Source organism: Tunturiibacter psychrotolerans (genome assembly GCF_051013365.1).
Lineage (GTDB): Bacteria > Acidobacteriota > Terriglobia > Terriglobales > Acidobacteriaceae > Edaphobacter > Edaphobacter psychrotolerans_A.
The window spans coordinates 2,691,764-2,705,690 of record NZ_CP132941.1; the positions used below are offsets into that span (position 1 = coordinate 2,691,764).

Consider the following 13,927-nt stretch of genomic DNA (forward strand, 5'->3'; position numbering starts at 1 on the left):
ATGCATCCTGTTGCTAGAATCTCATCCCGGTATGTAAAGATGTTTCTTGTTGCATCGAAGCTGGTAAGACAACGCAGAGAGCGATAGAAGTAGAGAGCAGTGAGGGGACAACAACAATGATGTTCGACGACACCATCAAGCTTCACGCAGCTGCAGCCGATGACGATCATACCTTCGGCGATGAACCCGATGACGAACTGGATGATGTGAACAACCGCTTCAGCGATGATGACGAAGAAGAAGAGGTCACGATGACCTCAGAGGATGACGATGCGGAGTCTCAGCTCGATGACGAAGACACCGACGACGATCTTCATGGAACCCATGCCGAAGACGCAAAGCTCTTCGCACTGCCGCCTTCGCCGGTGAGCAGCTACGAGCCGCCGACCAAAGCGTCCGAACTGCCAGTCAGGCAATCAGCTGCGAGCCCCGTAAAGCCGGCCGCAAAGAAAGTTGCTGCGACGCCAGCCAAGAAGGCCGCTCCAGTCAAGAAGGCCGCGCCTGCGAAGTCGGCCGCCAAGAAGATCAGCAAGCCAACGGCAACCAAAACGGCCGCGAAGAAGCCAGCCGTCAAGAAGGTCGTTGCAAAGAAGGTTGCGGCGAAGAAGCCCGCAGCGAAAAAAGTTCTGGCAAAGAAGGCTGCACCGAAGAAGGCCTCTGCCAAATCGAAGTCTGCCGCGAAGAAAGTTAGTGCTCTGCGCGGCGGGAAGACCACCCCTAAAAAGGTGGCCGGCAACAAGAGCACTGCAAGCAGTAAAAAACTAAAGACGAGAGGTACTATGGCAACTAAGAAAGCAGCAAAAAAGGCACCAGCGAAGAAGGCAGCAGCAAAGAAGGCTCCTGCTAAGAAGGCAGCCAAGAAGGCTCCTGCAAAGAAAGCCGTAAAGAAGGCTGTAAAGAAGGCCCCAGCAAAGAAAGCCGTAAAGAAGTAAGTACGCTCCAGGCAAGCAAATAGGCCCGGACTCCTCAATTGAGAGCCCGGGCCTTTTTGCGTCTGCTGATAAATATTTACTTTTTGTTGGCAGCGATCTCAGCAAGAACTTCCGTGCTGTGGACGTTCGGATCGACCTTCTCCCATACCTTCACCACCTTGCCATCTGGCGAAATCAGAAACGTCTCGCGATTGGCGAACTTCATCACGCCGAAGTTCTTCACCGGAACGCCGTACATATCGACAACCTTGTGATCAGGATCGGCGAGCAGCTTGAAGCTGAACGTATCCTTCGAGCACCAGGTCTTATGGCCCTCCACCGTATCCAGGCTTACACCGAGCACGACCGCGTTCGCCGCGTCATACTTGGCCATATCGCGCTGAAAGTTGTGCGCCTCAATCGTGCAGCCGGTGGTCTGGTCCTTGGGGTAGAAGTAAAGCACAACCCACTTGCCTTTGTAGTCCGTCAGGCTGACCGGTTTGTCTTCCTGCGAGGGCAGGGTAAAGTTGGGTGCCACGGCTCCAGCCTGTATTGTGTCTGCCGCAGGCGCCGCATGGGCTCTGAGGCCGATGCCGCACGCCGCTGCTACGCCGATGATTACTGCGATCCAAACTGCCTTGCGCATGGTGTTTCCCCTTATGTGATTCTGTTATCTGTGGACGAGTGAAAGCCGCGAAAGTCTCGAAGACGCATATGCTGCGTTGCAATTTTATCGTTCCGGCCGGTCTCTTTACAGCTTCGTGACAATATCTTTACTTCGCGACGATGGAAATACCGGCCTCATCCGCTGTGTTAAGAATCGCTGCGGGATCGAACATCAGCGTCCTCTCTGCTTCGACAGCCAGACAGGTGGCGCCCGCGGCCTTCATCGCCTCGATGGTTGCCACACCGACCACAGGAACGTCAAACCGCATGTCCTGATTGGGCTTAGCGACCTTAACTACAGTGAGAGCACGACGAAGAGTCGTCTCTCCCCCCGTATCGAGCGTGCGAAATAGCTCACCTGCGCGAGCGATCGTAGCGTCGGTCCCTTCCATCGCCTCCACCGCAACGCAAGCCTGAGCTGCAACCACCACCGTCTGGCCCAGATCGTACGTAGCAATAGCCTGTGCAACAGTTCGCCCGTAGGCAATATCCTTCAGTTCTTCCCCATCGGGCTCCCTACGAGTCAGCACACCAGCCTTCGCCAGCAGCGGCTCTAGATACTGCGTCGACGAGATCAATTCAATCCCTTCATCTCCAAGCACCTTCGCAATCGCACCCAGCAGCATATCGGTGTTGCGCGTACGCAGGCTCAGCAGCAACTTCGCAAGTCTCCAGTCCGGACGAATACTGGAAAAGATCTGCTTATGCTTCACCTGGCCCGCCATCACGGCACGAGTCACACCCTCGCCGCGCAAGGTGTCGATCAGCTTCGACAACTCGCCCAGAGACAACCAGTGAACGCGAATACCAGAATCTGCCGCCGCGCGATCGTTCATCTCGGGATCGGTCTCTTCCTTGATCGCCGCAACGACAACCTGCAAGCCATTCGCCCGCGCAGCATCCAGCAAAAGAAACGGAAAGCGCCCGTTCCCCGCAATAAGTCCAAGTTTTTCGATTTGATCTGATCCGCTCATGGTCACGTAACGAACTCTACTTTGCTGCCGCGACTTCACGAGCAAGGTAGATCGTCTTCCCCGTCTGAGCCGAACGCCGCGCCGCATCGAGAATTCGAACCACCGCGACATTGGTATCGAGCGACGTCAGGTCGTGCTGCGGCTTCAAGCTTCCCCCTAGAACAGCAGCAAGATAGTTCAGCGAATCATTCTCCGGTGCCGTCAGCGCAGGCGCTGTCTCAACGTGCTCAGCTTTCTCTCCCGGCAGACGCATACGAAGCTTCGCGCCCGGCGCGGCATCCTCATACAGGGTGTCCACATAACCGGTCGCGCCATAGACCTCCATATCCTTCCTCGCGAACGGCCAGTTCCACGAACCCTGAAGAATCGCCTGTGCATGCGGATAGGTCAGAATGATCGTGCTGTCGTCATCCACCTTCGGATAAATCTGCGGCTTCAACTGCAGTGCGACCGCAGTTACAGTCGTCGGAAGCTCCCCATGCATGATCCACGTGGCAAGATCCACCCCATAGCAACCGAAGTCAAACATCGCACCAGCGCCATTCTCCTTCGGATCCGTCAGCCAATTGAAAAACTCGGGATCGACATGAATCTCCTTCGGCCCCTCATGCCCGTCGTGAACAACCAGCTTGCGCAGGTCGCCGATCTTGCCCTCTTCCAACATCTTTACTGCAGCGGTGTTCGAGTTGTACCAGGTCGTCTCGTAGTTCGTCAGAACAGGGACGTTGTACTTCTCCGAGAGCGCCTGGATGGCAAGCGCATCTTCCACCGTAGTCGCCAGCGGCTTCTCCACCATGGCGGCTATGTGCAGAGGTGCAGCCTCTTCGATAGCAGCGCGATGCCCCGCAATCGATGTGTACACAAGGATCGCCTGCGGATGCGTCTTCTTCAGCATCTCTGCTTCAGTCGCAAAGAACATATCTCCCGACAGGTGTGTCTTCGTAATGTATTTTTGGCGCAGTGCAGCATCAGGGTCAGAGATGCCCACTAGCGCGATCTCAGGATGCGAGGCGAGGTTATGCAGAAAACCCTGCACATGGCCATGAACCAGCCCAACAATAGCAACACGCACAGGAGCAGCCGTCTGAGCTTGTGCATTTACAGAAGAAAATCCCGCCATAAGGAGGGAAGCAGCAACTAGAAGACGAGTTTGAACCGACGAGATCATAAGAGGGAAAACTCCAATCTAATTCTGTATACCAAATCCAACCGGTGTACCTACTTGATGATGCCTCGCTCGCTGCTTGCAATAAAATCGGCGAGGTAAACAACGTGTTCGCCCGCACCGCCAGACGCGATCATCTCGCGAATGGCTGCCAGCGCATCGGAGATATTCAGTTTCGAAGCGATCAGCGTGCGGTACGCCGCGCGCAGCTCCTTCAGTTGTTCGGGCGTAAAGCCCTTACGCTCCAAACCCACTTTATTCAGACCATACGCATGGTTGTTTCGTTCAATCGAGGTGAGCGAATAGGGAAGCACATCCTGAGTAATCGTCGTTCCGCCGCCAATATACGAATACTTCCCGATACGGCAATACTGGTGCACCGGACAGAGCGCTCCGACGGTCGCGTAGTCCTCAACCGTCACATGGCCCGCCAGCGTGGCAGAATTCGCAAGTATGCATCCCGTCCCAATCTGCGAATCGTGCCCGATATGGGTATAGGCCATGATCAGGCAATCGTTCCCCAGCCTCGTCACGCCTCCGCCGCCCTTGGTTCCGCGAGAAATCGTTACATACTCGCGAATCGAATTGCCATCCCCAATCTCAACGCCTGTAGGCTCCCCCGCATACTTCAGATCCTGCGGCGAAATCCCAATGCACGCAAACGAAAAAACCCGATTTCGCCGCCCCATCGTCAGGTGCCCGTCAAGCACAACGTGCGAAACCAGCTCACACTCTTCCCCGAGCACCACATCGGGCCCCACCGTACAGTAAGGCCCAACCGTACAACTCGAAGGAATCTGTGCCCCCGCCGCAACGATCGCTGTGGGATGAATACTCACTCTGAGGGCGCCTCGACCGCAGCCTTCTTTGTGACCCGCGGAACAACCTGGCACATCACCGTAGCATCGCAGACCAGCTTCCCATCCACAGTAATATTCCCCAGCATCTTCACCGCGCGGCTCCTCCACTGCAGCACCGTCACCTCAATGCGAAGCTGATCTCCCGGCACCACCGGCCGGCGAAACCGCGCGTTCTCAATCCCGGTAAACACCATCAGCTTCGAGTCGCGATCAGGAATCTCGCTCAGCAGCAACGCCCCACCCGTCTGCGCAATCGCTTCGACCATCAACACCCCAGGCATAATCGGGTAGTCAGGAAAGTGCCCCTGAAAATGCGGCTCATTGATCGTCACATTCTTGATCGCAACGATGCGCTGCTTCCGCTCCATCTCTACCACGCGGTCGATCAACAAAAAGGGGTAGCGGTGCGGCAGCAGGGACATAATCTCGAGGATGTCCATCGTAGTTCGCACCGCCGGTGGTTCGTCGGCAATCTGCTCAGTCGTAGTCTCGCTCATAGCAAAGATGAGTATAAATGCCGAACCTCGCCAACCGGACGAAACGGCACTGCAAACAGCTCCCCTCACCCCACCGGCTGCAGCTGCGCCCCGGGAGTAGACCGAGCAATCTCCAGCTCCTCCGGAGTCATATCCACCGCGATATCCGCAAACAGCGGCGTACTCAGATACCGCTCTCCCGTATCCGGCAGCATGCAAAGCACGGTCGAGCCCTTCGGCGCCTCCGCACACACCCGCAGCGCCCCGGCAAAGCTCGCCCCCGACGTAATCCCCACGAAGATCCCCTCCTTCAACGCCAACTCCCGGCTGCACCGCATCGCCTCAGCGTTCTCAATCCGCAGCACCTGGCTAATGCCATGCGAATCGATCACATCCTGCGTAAGGCTCGAGATAAAATCCGGGCTCCATCCCTGCTGCGGGTGCGGAGTCCATGCCGGGTGGCCAGCCGATGGTGTCCCATCCGCATTCCGCGGCTGCGCAGCGCCACTCGAGATCATCGGCGCCACATCCGGCTCACACACCACAATCTTCGTCTCCGGCCTCTTCTCCGCCAGCACCCGAGCCACGCCCTTCAGCGTCCCGCCCGTACCAAATCCCGTCACCCAATAGTCCAGACGGTCGCCCTCAAAATCCCGCAGAATCTCCTGCGCCGTAGTACGCGAGTGCATATCCGCATTCGCCTCATTCTCAAACTGCCGCGTCAGAAACCACCCATGCTTCGCCGCCAGCTCATTCGTCTTCTTGATCATCCCCACCGCCCGCTCCGCAGCAGGCGTCAGCACCACCTTCGCGCCCAGAAATCTCATCAGCTTCCGGCGCTCAATACTGAACGTCTCGGCCATCACCACCACCAGCGGATACCCCTTCTGCGCACACACCATCGCCAGTCCGATGCCCGTATTCCCGCTCGTAGCCTCAATCACCGTCTGCCCCGGCTTCAACGCTCCCTTCCGCTCAGCGTCCTCGATCACACCCAGCGCCAGCCGGTCCTTCACCGACCCCAACGGATTAAACGCTTCCACCTTCACAAACAGATCCACTCCCGCAGGAGCAAGCTTGTTAATCCGCACCACCGGTGTATCTCCAACGGTCTCAAGAATATTCGCAAACTTCCGTTTCATCGCATCGCTCCTTTTTTATCTGCAGAGAGTCTACTCAGGCCCGGCCGTCCCTACTGCTTTTTCTTCAACAACACATCGGGATTAAACAGATCCGGCGCAGCATCCACGTCATACTCCACCTTCAGCAAAAACGTCTGGCTCGCCATGTCGCCATTATGGTATCGAGTAATCGAGAGCGCCGTCGGCAGCCCCTGAATCGTATGGTAATCCGCGTACTCCTCGGCATCCTCATCAAAGTCTTTGAAGGTCTCATTCCTCCACTGAAACGTACGACGCAGCGGAAGATGCGATGTCGAATCCAGCTCAATCGTCACCGCGTCATTGTTGTCGCTCAGCACCGTCACCTTCTCCGCGAGCCTCCGCTCCACCATCGTGGTTCCCTCATAAACCACCACCACCCCCGGAGCCTTCAGCCACGTATTCACCACCGCTTCCACCGAGTGATCGCGGCGTCGATAAAAATCATCAACCTGATCTTTCGGCAGCTCAGCCTTGCCTTTATACGTCACCTCATACCCTTTGCCGGCCGTCCAGATCTGCACAACGTCGATCTTCTTCCCCGGAAAAAGAATGCTCTTGTCGGTAATAAATCCAACCCGCGTCGCCTCAAAGCGGTTGTCAGTAGGGAACTGCCGCGTCGAAGTAAAGTCGATCACCAGCCCCGTCGGCGAGCCATGAAAGAACCGCCCAAGATGTCCAAGCTCACGAATATTCCGACGATTCAGCCACGCGTTCCCGCCCAGCGCCTCCACCATCTCATTGAGAAGTTTTTTCCCGTGCTGCTCCGGCGTCTCCCCGTTCGGCACCACCTGCCCGGCACTAGGAATCTCGCTCGCCTGCGACCACAGCGGCAGCGTCGATCCCACACCAAGAGCAAGCGCAACGCCGATTCCAAGGACAACCTGCTTCATACCAGCTCCGCTCATCCGGCCAGCACCGCGCCGCCGTTCACGTTAAAGATCTCGCCGGAGATGAACCCAGCGAAGGGTGTGCAAAGAAAAAGTACAGGAGCCGCAATCTCATCCACATCCGCCGGACGCCCCAGCGGAATCAAAGAAAGCAGCTTCTTAGAAACCTCAGGATCGCTCAGCACTCCCGCAGTCGCCTCCGTAGCGACCCACCCCGGCGCCACGCAGTTGCAATAGATCCCCTCACCAATCAACTCAGTCGACAGACTCTTCGTCAGGCTGATCAGCGCACCCTTCGTCGCCGCGTAGTCCGCATGAAAAGCCTCCCCGCGCTGCCCAGCAGTCGAACTAATCAAAACAATATGCCCCCGCGCCGACCCCACTTGCGGCTGAGCCTTCATCTGCGCCACTGCAGCCCGCACCACGCCAAACACGCTATCCAGATTCGTCCCCAGCGTCGTCCGCCACTGCTCGCTCGTCATCTCCGAGATAGGCGCATCATGCGCCGGCCACACGCCATGATTCAGAATCGCGCAGTCAATCCGCCCGAACGCCTTCACCGCTGCCTCAACCAAAGCCGCTCCATCCTCAGGCGTAGCCAGAGTCTGCTGAACCGCAAGACATACCTCACTTCCATCGCACTCCGCTACCAAAGCCTCAGCCTGCTCCGCAGCCGAGCGGTAGTTGAAGACCACCTTCGCCCCCGCCCTGCGAAACATCCGAACCGTCGCCGCTCCAATTCCACGCGAGCCGCCCGTAATCAGGGCGACCTTCCCAGCCAGCGACATCACAACACCAGAGTTACCGTTATTCAACATAGATTCGACATATCCAATCAATCTGCTTGACGCAATTGAAGCACACACAGAGAATTCTCTACTAATCCATTCCAAGGAGTTCATCGCTGATGAAAATAGCCGTCCTGATCGCCCGCATTCTGCTTGGACTCGTCTTTCTCGTCTTTGGGCTCAACAACTTCTTCCACTTCATGCCCAGTCCACCGATACCCGGTGACGCCGGGGTCTTCGCCAACATCCTGTTCAGCCATGGGTGGATGACCTTTCACGGAATTCTCTACACCATCGCCGGAATCCTGTTGCTCATCGGCCGCTACGTCCCCGTCGCACTCGTTATCCTCGGTCCCATCCTGGTCAACATCCTGCTGTTCCACCTGACCCTGACCGGAGGCGCAGGAATCGGACCCGGCGTCGTCTGCGTTCTTCTCGAGCTCTTCCTCATCTGGGCCTACTGGCCAGCCTTCGAAGGCATCTTCACCCTGGACGGCCGCCGAGCATAAGTCGCTTCCGCAACTGTGCATTGACGAACAAATAACAGCTGAGAATCAACTTAGGAGGGTATACTTGCGCTGATCAAAGGTTGTTTACTTACTAAATCGCTTCTCATTGTAAATTTCGGATTATCCCTTGAGTGACACACTGCCTTGCCCTTCGCGTCGGACTTTTCTTCCCCTATTTATTCGGACCTGTTCTCTAACCCTGCTCGCAATCCTTATCGTCGGATGCAGTAGCAGCGGACCAAACACGACTTTGAGTGGCAATACTCGAGTCGTGGTTTTGGCGTCGAGCACGGCGAACGACCAGCTGTCGGCGTTTACAACGACACTCTTGAGTCTGACCTTAACGAACCAGGCGGGCAAGACAGTTAATGTGCTTACCTCGCCGGTTAGCGAAGAGTTCATCCACCTGAATGGCCATGTCGAGCCGATCGCCACAGTGAGCATTCCACAGGACACTTACGTCTCTGCCAGCGCAACCTACGGCGGTGCCACTCCCGTTTGCAGTGCACAGTACCCCGGAACCAGTAACACCGACTATTTTATGAGCGAAGCCAACGAAACCATCAACCTGCCTAATTCCATCACGGTGGACGGCACGGCCATGGGGCTGCTTCTTGACCTGAAGGTGGACCCCTACCCCGGGAAATGTCCAACTGCGGCAGAATTTCCATCTGCTCCGCCGGTCACGTCAGCTTTCGATCTCACTCCTTTGACTATCGCTGCACAACCAACTAACAGCACAAACGGGTTGGCCCTTGGTCTTGAAGGGACGATTAGCTCGGTCGGCTCAGGCGCGACCGAGCTTTCGGTCAACGGCCTCGTGACCAGCCAGACACCGCCAACGTGGCAAGTCAGCCTCAATAGCAGCACCGTCCTTCAGGGAATCTTGGGGGCATCCAAGTTTGCCGCGGGAGTGCCCGTAGATATGGACGTGGCCCTTCAACAGGATGGCTCGCTCGTGGCTACGAGAGTTTCGGCAATCAGCACGGAAACGACAAATCTCACGGTAGCTGGCGGACCGTTGATATTAGTCTCCAACACCACACCGGTCGCGAATCTCATTGGGCAGGCGCAACAAGGCTACCTGCCCACAGGACTCGGCGGATTTGGCTATGTCAATTTCGACAACTCACAGTTCCAGACGGCAGGCCAGTACAAAAATCTTACGTCCCTTCCTTTTACGCCCACTTTCAATTCCGCGACTGTTGTGCCGGGTCAAGACGTGACGGTAACCACACAGGCGACAGCCAATTTACCCGACCCTCTATATTTTCCGCTGACTGCCATGGTGTTGCGGCCGCAAACAATCAACGGCACGGTCAGTGCGATCTCCAACGAGGGCAGCTTTACCGAATACACGGTGACGCTCCAACCATACGACTTGTTCCCCCAATTCGCGGTGCAGCCGGGACAAACGACGCTGCTGACGAATCCGAACACCGTCGTGGTCTACGCCGACAGCAACACGCAGATGCTCAATAAGGCTTCGCTCGCCGCGGGCAGTATCTTTCGCTTTTACGGGTTGGTGTTCAACGACAACGGCACCCTCCGCATGGACTGCGCGCAGATCAATGACGGAGTTAAGGAATAAGTTCCGTATCAAGCGGAAATTGTATCCAGATAAGTCATTGCGCCCTGTCGATGAGTGCATTAAGCTGACGCACTCATCGAACTCAGTCTGATCCGATCCATTCCGATCTGCAAAACGAGCCGCTCATCGCGCTTTAGCCGCAGCCTTCGCAGCCAATACCTTCCGTCGCTCCGCAATCAACCGCTTCTGTTGCGCCGCAGGCAAAGCAAGCGCAGCGCGAACCTTCGGCGGCAGCTTCGCCAGCGTAAGCGCATGCGCCGCACTCAACTCCCGCTCCCACTCCGCCTTGCGAAATACATCCCACCCCGACACCGCCACCCAGAAGATACGAGCCACGTAAGGCGCAGGAAAGATGCCCTCAGTTTCGAGCAGTTCCGGATATCGCTCCGCTCCAACCAGATAGGAGATAACCCGTGCCTTGTCGCTCCGCTCCAGACCCTCATTCTCATCGAGCGGCAACATCACAAACATCTTCCCGCCAATCGCCTTATCCCCCACCCAGAAGACCAGGCCACCCCACTGCGCCGTCTCAACCACATGCGGCAGCGTCAGCAGATACGCGCGGATACGTTCGGCGTCCATGCCGGCAGTATAGCGCGGGGTCCAGCAGCCTTGCGACGCGGATTCGGCTTGCCTTGCTTCTCCAGCTTGCTCGCAGCCGCAGCCTTCTGGTCCGCCCGCTTCACCGCAGCCGACTTCTTTCCCGGCTTCGGCTTACAACTTCCCTTCTCGCCTGGAGCCTTCCCCGCAACCGGTTCAAATCCAGGCCAGCACCGGGAGCTTCGCTTCGCGTCAGAGGACTTCTTGGAGGAAGACAAGGTGGTCTTCGAGGAGGTTTTTCGGTCCGACTTCTTTGCAGTTGTCATTGTCCTTTGGACGCAGTGGTTCGATGCCCAATACTCCGAAAGAGACGATTCGTTTCAACCCCGTCACAACTCAGCACACACCTTTTCATGGCGAACGAAACACGCCTGACCGATCATCGCGGAAACTCTGCTTGAGAGATTCCTTCTCTGCCATTATTCTGTCTCGAAGCCGAGAAGGACGGGCCAACACGCTCTCCTTCTCCCCGAACCATTCTGGAGGGTTGAATGGCTGCCAGCGAAGGATTTCGACGCATCACCACTCTTGGTAGAAGAACAGCCATTACCGGTGCGCTCCTGCTGCTGCTCGCCTTCTTCATTCGGCTATGGGAATCGAGGGTCCCTAGTCAGCTGACTTACTCTTCCGCAGACTTCTTCCTTGGTCCCGGCTATCTTCTATTGATAGCTGGCGTTTTACTTCTGCTCACCGGATGGATCGGAGACGGCTTTGTTACCAAGCGAGACTCCGACATCCTACCGCCCGGCTAGCGAGCGAGTCGCAAACGAATCGCACCCTTCGCAGTGGAAGCGTCAACCACGTGCCCATGCTGCGTCACAACAATCTTCCCCGCCGCAACCAGGCGCCGCGCGGCAGCCCGCGCCGGCTCCATCAGCCCCTCCCAATCCCGCCGGTTCTCCAGCCCTCCCACCGCCTTCGCCGCCTCGGAAGGACAGATCGTCTTGTCTCTCCCACGCTCCACGAGCAGTTCCAGAATCGCCTTCTCAAGCTCCACATCAGCCTCTCCAGGCTTGTGCCCTCTGCACGCATCGCTGCAGTACTTGATCACGTCCCAATCCCGCTCCCACGCTTTGCGCCACTCGAAGGCACGGCCACAGGTCTTGCAGATCTTCTCCTTGTGCGGCGTAGTGCGCTCGGGTTTGCGTCTCCGGTCCGGCATAGAAAGAAAGATGCAGAAGGCAGCGGCGTCATTCACCCACCAATGCGAATCCTGAAAAAATTTTACAAAAAGGTGGCGTATTTTTTGACCGTCAAAAAGTGACTGCCAAAACACCACGTCAGCCACGCAAATCACCACATCTTCACCACAAAAAACCGCCACCAAAAACACAAAAATCAGCAAAACCCCCTGCAAAAAGACCACTTCGATTACTCAACATTTTTTTCCCCCAGAACCGATCAAATTTAGGAGAGACTTGTACCTATCCATGACGAAACAGAAGAAGCAGACCAAAAAGCAAGCAACGAAGCCCACTCCCAAAAAACTCCGCATTGGCATCCTCTTCGGCGGCCGCTCCGGCGAGCACGAGGTATCCCTCCTCTCCGCCGCCTCCATCCTCAAAGCCATCGACCAGACAAAATACGAAGTAATTCCTATAGGAATCACCAAACAAGGCCAGTGGCTCACCGCCACCGACGCCCAGCACCTTCTCGCAGGTAACACAAAACCCGCGCCAATCCATAAGAAACGCGCCGCCACTAAATCCGTAGCACTCCGCGCCAGCGCCTCTGGCCATGAAGCCCTAGCGCAACAAAACGGCTCCCTCGCCCAATCGCTCGACGTCATCTTCCCCGTCCTCCACGGCACCTTCGGCGAAGACGGCACCATCCAGGGCCTCTTCGAACTAGCCGACATCGCCTACGTAGGCTCCGGCGTCCTAGGCTCGGCCACGGGCATGGACAAGACGGCCATGAAGCAGCTCTTCGCCGCGGCCGGCCTGCCTCAAACCCCCCACGTCAATCTCCTGCGCAGCGAGTGGAAGGCCGACACCAAACGCTGCATCAAGCGCATCGAAAAGAAGCTCACCTATCCTGTCTTCGTGAAACCCGCGAATCTAGGCTCTTCCGTGGGCATCAGCAAAGTTCACGACCGCAGCGAACTCGCCCCCGCCATGGACCTCGCCGCCAGCTTCGACCGCAAGCTAATCATCGAGCAGGGAGTAGGCGGCCCCGGCGCCAAACCCCGCGAACTCGAAGTAGCCGTTCTCGGCAACGACTCCCCTGAGGCCTCGGTCGTAGGCGAAATAGTTCCCGGAGCCGAGTTCTACGACTACAACGCCAAGTACCACTCCGACGCCTCCGTCCCCATCATCCCCGCGCAACTCTCAAAGTCTGAATCAAAACAAATCCGCGAAATGGCCATAGCCGCTTTCCGCGCCTGCGACTGCGCCGGCCTAGCTCGTGTCGACTTCCTCATGGAGCCCGCCACCAAAAATAAAAAGGGCAGGGAATCCAAAGCCCGCATCTACCTCAACGAAATCAACACCATGCCCGGCTTCACCAGCATCAGCATGTACCCCAAGCTCTGGGAAGCCTCCGGCCTACCCTACAAACAACTGATCGATCGCCTCATCTCGCTCGCCGCCGAACGCCACCAGGAAAAGCAACAGACCACCTTCACCCGCGTCTAACAAGAGACGTATTTGCAGCTACATCGCAGAAAGGAGGAGATTGAGCATGGATACCATCGGCAAACCCATCACAGCCCAGCGTCGAACACCGAAGTACGCCATAGCTTCCTGCCTCCTGCATCTGCTTCTCATCGTCGCGCTCATCCACCAGCGCGCCTCGTGGGTCGCACCCATCCGCCTCCCCGGCAGCCCACATGGCACCAATCTACTTCTGACTTATTCCCCAGGCAAAGCCCCTCTCCAAACTTCCACTCCAAACCCTAAAACGACGCCCAAGCAGGCTGAGTCCGCCACTCCGCTGCCGACTCCAGTCACGCAAAATCCGAAGGAGACCACTGTCTCCCCCAACACCAACTCACCCGCCTCAACACAGCCAGACTCTACCGCTGGCGCCGACTCCTTAGGCTCAGGCAACATCAACATCGCTCTGGTCAGCTACTTTCCCACGCCGAAGCCCGACCTCTCCACCCTCCCGCACGGCACCAAAGGCGACGTCATCCTCGACATTGTCATCGACACCACGGGCAAGATCGCCGACATCAAAATGACCAGCGGCCTCGGCCACGGAATCGACGAAAGCGTCATTGCAACCATCCAGCAGTGGACCTTTCACCCAGCCACGAAAGACGGCCAGCCCGTCGCCAGCGAGCAGGAACTCCACTTCCACTACGAAAGGTCCTGACCGCACAGAATCTCGGCAAAGG

At 57.1% G+C, this 13,927-nt stretch carries 17 protein-coding genes; 6 read left to right on the forward strand and 11 right to left on the reverse strand.

Annotation, left to right across the window (positions count from 1 at the left end):
* The first annotated feature begins 116 nt into the window (after positions 1-116).
* The gene (locus tag RBB76_RS11365) at positions 117-932 is read left to right on the forward strand and encodes a hypothetical protein (protein WP_429632581.1); all 816 of its coding nucleotides are present in this window, start codon (positions 117-119) and stop codon (positions 930-932) included.
* Between the two features lie 76 nt (positions 933-1,008).
* Here the strand turns inward: RBB76_RS11365 and RBB76_RS11370 are convergent, their stop codons facing one another.
* From RBB76_RS11370 to RBB76_RS11405, 8 genes are all read right to left on the reverse strand, one after another.
* The gene (locus RBB76_RS11370) at positions 1,009-1,557 is read right to left on the reverse strand and encodes a peroxiredoxin (RefSeq protein WP_429632583.1); all 549 of its coding nucleotides are present in this window, start codon (positions 1,555-1,557) and stop codon (positions 1,009-1,011) included.
* 127 nt (positions 1,558-1,684) lie between these two features.
* Entirely contained in the window at positions 1,685-2,551 is an 867-nt protein-coding gene (locus RBB76_RS11375; protein ID WP_429632585.1) for an LpxI family protein, read from the reverse strand.
* A 16-nt stretch (positions 2,552-2,567) separates the two neighbouring features.
* Positions 2,568-3,719: a Gfo/Idh/MocA family protein gene (locus RBB76_RS11380; RefSeq protein WP_429632587.1), complete on the reverse strand. Its 1,152-nt coding sequence runs from the start codon at positions 3,717-3,719 to the stop codon at positions 2,568-2,570.
* A 50-nt stretch (positions 3,720-3,769) separates the two neighbouring features.
* Complete coding sequence (gene lpxA / locus RBB76_RS11385; RefSeq protein WP_429632589.1) at positions 3,770-4,555, reverse strand: acyl-ACP--UDP-N-acetylglucosamine O-acyltransferase; 786 nt, start codon at positions 4,553-4,555, stop codon at positions 3,770-3,772.
* Complete coding sequence (gene fabZ, locus RBB76_RS11390; RefSeq protein WP_429632591.1) at positions 4,552-5,073, reverse strand: 3-hydroxyacyl-ACP dehydratase FabZ; 522 nt, start codon at positions 5,071-5,073, stop codon at positions 4,552-4,554. Before fabZ ends, lpxA begins: the two co-directional genes overlap by 4 nt.
* A gap of 65 nt (positions 5,074-5,138) precedes the next feature.
* Positions 5,139-6,194, reverse strand: coding sequence for a cysteine synthase A (gene cysK / locus RBB76_RS11395; RefSeq protein ID WP_429632593.1), 1,056 nt, complete (start codon positions 6,192-6,194; stop codon positions 5,139-5,141).
* Positions 6,195-6,244: 50 nt separating this feature from the next.
* The gene (locus tag RBB76_RS11400; protein ID WP_429632595.1) at positions 6,245-7,105 is read right to left on the reverse strand and encodes a hypothetical protein; all 861 of its coding nucleotides are present in this window, start codon (positions 7,103-7,105) and stop codon (positions 6,245-6,247) included.
* An 11-nt stretch (positions 7,106-7,116) separates the two neighbouring features.
* On the reverse strand, positions 7,117-7,920 hold the full coding sequence (locus RBB76_RS11405; RefSeq protein ID WP_429632597.1) for an SDR family NAD(P)-dependent oxidoreductase: 804 nt from the start codon (positions 7,918-7,920) through the stop codon (positions 7,117-7,119).
* Positions 7,921-8,009: 89 nt separating this feature from the next.
* On the opposite strand from RBB76_RS11405, the gene RBB76_RS11410 reads away from it, so the two are divergent.
* Complete coding sequence (locus RBB76_RS11410) at positions 8,010-8,399, forward strand: DoxX family membrane protein (RefSeq protein WP_429632599.1); 390 nt, start codon at positions 8,010-8,012, stop codon at positions 8,397-8,399.
* Positions 8,400-8,676: 277 nt separating this feature from the next.
* Positions 8,677-9,990 (forward strand): hypothetical protein, encoded by a 1,314-nt coding sequence (locus RBB76_RS11415; protein WP_429632601.1) that lies wholly within the window; start codon positions 8,677-8,679, stop codon positions 9,988-9,990.
* A gap of 123 nt (positions 9,991-10,113) precedes the next feature.
* On the opposite strand, the gene RBB76_RS11420 is transcribed toward RBB76_RS11415, so the two are convergent.
* Both RBB76_RS11420 and RBB76_RS11425 read right to left on the reverse strand, forming a co-directional pair.
* Complete coding sequence (locus RBB76_RS11420) at positions 10,114-10,572, reverse strand: MmcQ/YjbR family DNA-binding protein (protein WP_429632603.1); 459 nt, start codon at positions 10,570-10,572, stop codon at positions 10,114-10,116.
* Positions 10,539-10,856, reverse strand: a complete 318-nt coding sequence (locus RBB76_RS11425; RefSeq protein ID WP_429632605.1) for a hypothetical protein — start codon at positions 10,854-10,856, stop codon at positions 10,539-10,541. Before RBB76_RS11425 ends, RBB76_RS11420 begins: the two co-directional genes overlap by 34 nt.
* Before the next feature lie 225 nt (positions 10,857-11,081).
* On the opposite strand from RBB76_RS11425, the gene RBB76_RS11430 reads away from it, so the two are divergent.
* The gene (locus tag RBB76_RS11430; protein ID WP_429632607.1) at positions 11,082-11,342 is read left to right on the forward strand and encodes a hypothetical protein; all 261 of its coding nucleotides are present in this window, start codon (positions 11,082-11,084) and stop codon (positions 11,340-11,342) included.
* On the opposite strand, the gene RBB76_RS11435 is transcribed toward RBB76_RS11430, so the two are convergent.
* Positions 11,339-11,788 carry a DUF3253 domain-containing protein gene (locus RBB76_RS11435; RefSeq protein WP_429632609.1) on the reverse strand — a complete coding sequence of 150 codons (450 nt, stop codon included), beginning with the start codon at positions 11,786-11,788 and terminating at the stop codon, positions 11,339-11,341. The genes RBB76_RS11430 and RBB76_RS11435 overlap by 4 nt on opposite strands.
* 232 nt (positions 11,789-12,020) lie before the next feature.
* Between RBB76_RS11435 and RBB76_RS11440 the strand changes: the two genes are divergently transcribed.
* Positions 12,021-13,223, forward strand: a complete 1,203-nt coding sequence (locus tag RBB76_RS11440; RefSeq protein ID WP_429632611.1) for a D-alanine--D-alanine ligase — start codon at positions 12,021-12,023, stop codon at positions 13,221-13,223.
* A gap of 46 nt (positions 13,224-13,269) precedes the next feature.
* Positions 13,270-13,905 carry an energy transducer TonB gene (locus tag RBB76_RS11445; protein WP_429632613.1) on the forward strand — a complete coding sequence of 212 codons (636 nt, stop codon included), beginning with the start codon at positions 13,270-13,272 and terminating at the stop codon, positions 13,903-13,905.
* The last annotated feature ends 22 nt before the right edge of the window (positions 13,906-13,927 follow it).

What these genes read in the sequence shown, in the direction of transcription:
- RBB76_RS11400 (WP_429632595.1), bottom strand. Translation starts at nt 7,105, where the DNA reads ATGAAGCAGGTTGTCCTTGGAATCGGCGTTGCGCTTGCTCTTGGTGTG.
- RBB76_RS11405 (WP_429632597.1), bottom strand. Translation starts at nt 7,920, where the DNA reads ATGTTGAATAACGGTAACTCTGGTGTTGTGATGTCGCTGGCTGGGAAG.
- RBB76_RS11445 (WP_429632613.1), top strand. Translation starts at nt 13,270, where the DNA reads ATGGATACCATCGGCAAACCCATCACAGCCCAGCGTCGAACACCGAAG.
- fabZ (WP_429632591.1), bottom strand. Translation starts at nt 5,073, where the DNA reads ATGAGCGAGACTACGACTGAGCAGATTGCCGACGAACCACCGGCGGTG.
- RBB76_RS11425 (WP_429632605.1), bottom strand. Translation starts at nt 10,856, where the DNA reads ATGACAACTGCAAAGAAGTCGGACCGAAAAACCTCCTCGAAGACCACC.
- RBB76_RS11430 (WP_429632607.1), top strand. Translation starts at nt 11,082, where the DNA reads ATGGCTGCCAGCGAAGGATTTCGACGCATCACCACTCTTGGTAGAAGA.
- RBB76_RS11440 (WP_429632611.1), top strand. Translation starts at nt 12,021, where the DNA reads ATGACGAAACAGAAGAAGCAGACCAAAAAGCAAGCAACGAAGCCCACT.
- RBB76_RS11370 (WP_429632583.1), bottom strand. Translation starts at nt 1,557, where the DNA reads ATGCGCAAGGCAGTTTGGATCGCAGTAATCATCGGCGTAGCAGCGGCG.
- RBB76_RS11375 (WP_429632585.1), bottom strand. Translation starts at nt 2,551, where the DNA reads ATGAGCGGATCAGATCAAATCGAAAAACTTGGACTTATTGCGGGGAAC.
- RBB76_RS11365 (WP_429632581.1), top strand. Translation starts at nt 117, where the DNA reads ATGATGTTCGACGACACCATCAAGCTTCACGCAGCTGCAGCCGATGAC.
- RBB76_RS11380 (WP_429632587.1), bottom strand. Translation starts at nt 3,719, where the DNA reads ATGATCTCGTCGGTTCAAACTCGTCTTCTAGTTGCTGCTTCCCTCCTT.
- cysK (WP_429632593.1), bottom strand. Translation starts at nt 6,194, where the DNA reads ATGAAACGGAAGTTTGCGAATATTCTTGAGACCGTTGGAGATACACCG.
- RBB76_RS11420 (WP_429632603.1), bottom strand. Translation starts at nt 10,572, where the DNA reads ATGGACGCCGAACGTATCCGCGCGTATCTGCTGACGCTGCCGCATGTG.
- RBB76_RS11410 (WP_429632599.1), top strand. Translation starts at nt 8,010, where the DNA reads ATGAAAATAGCCGTCCTGATCGCCCGCATTCTGCTTGGACTCGTCTTT.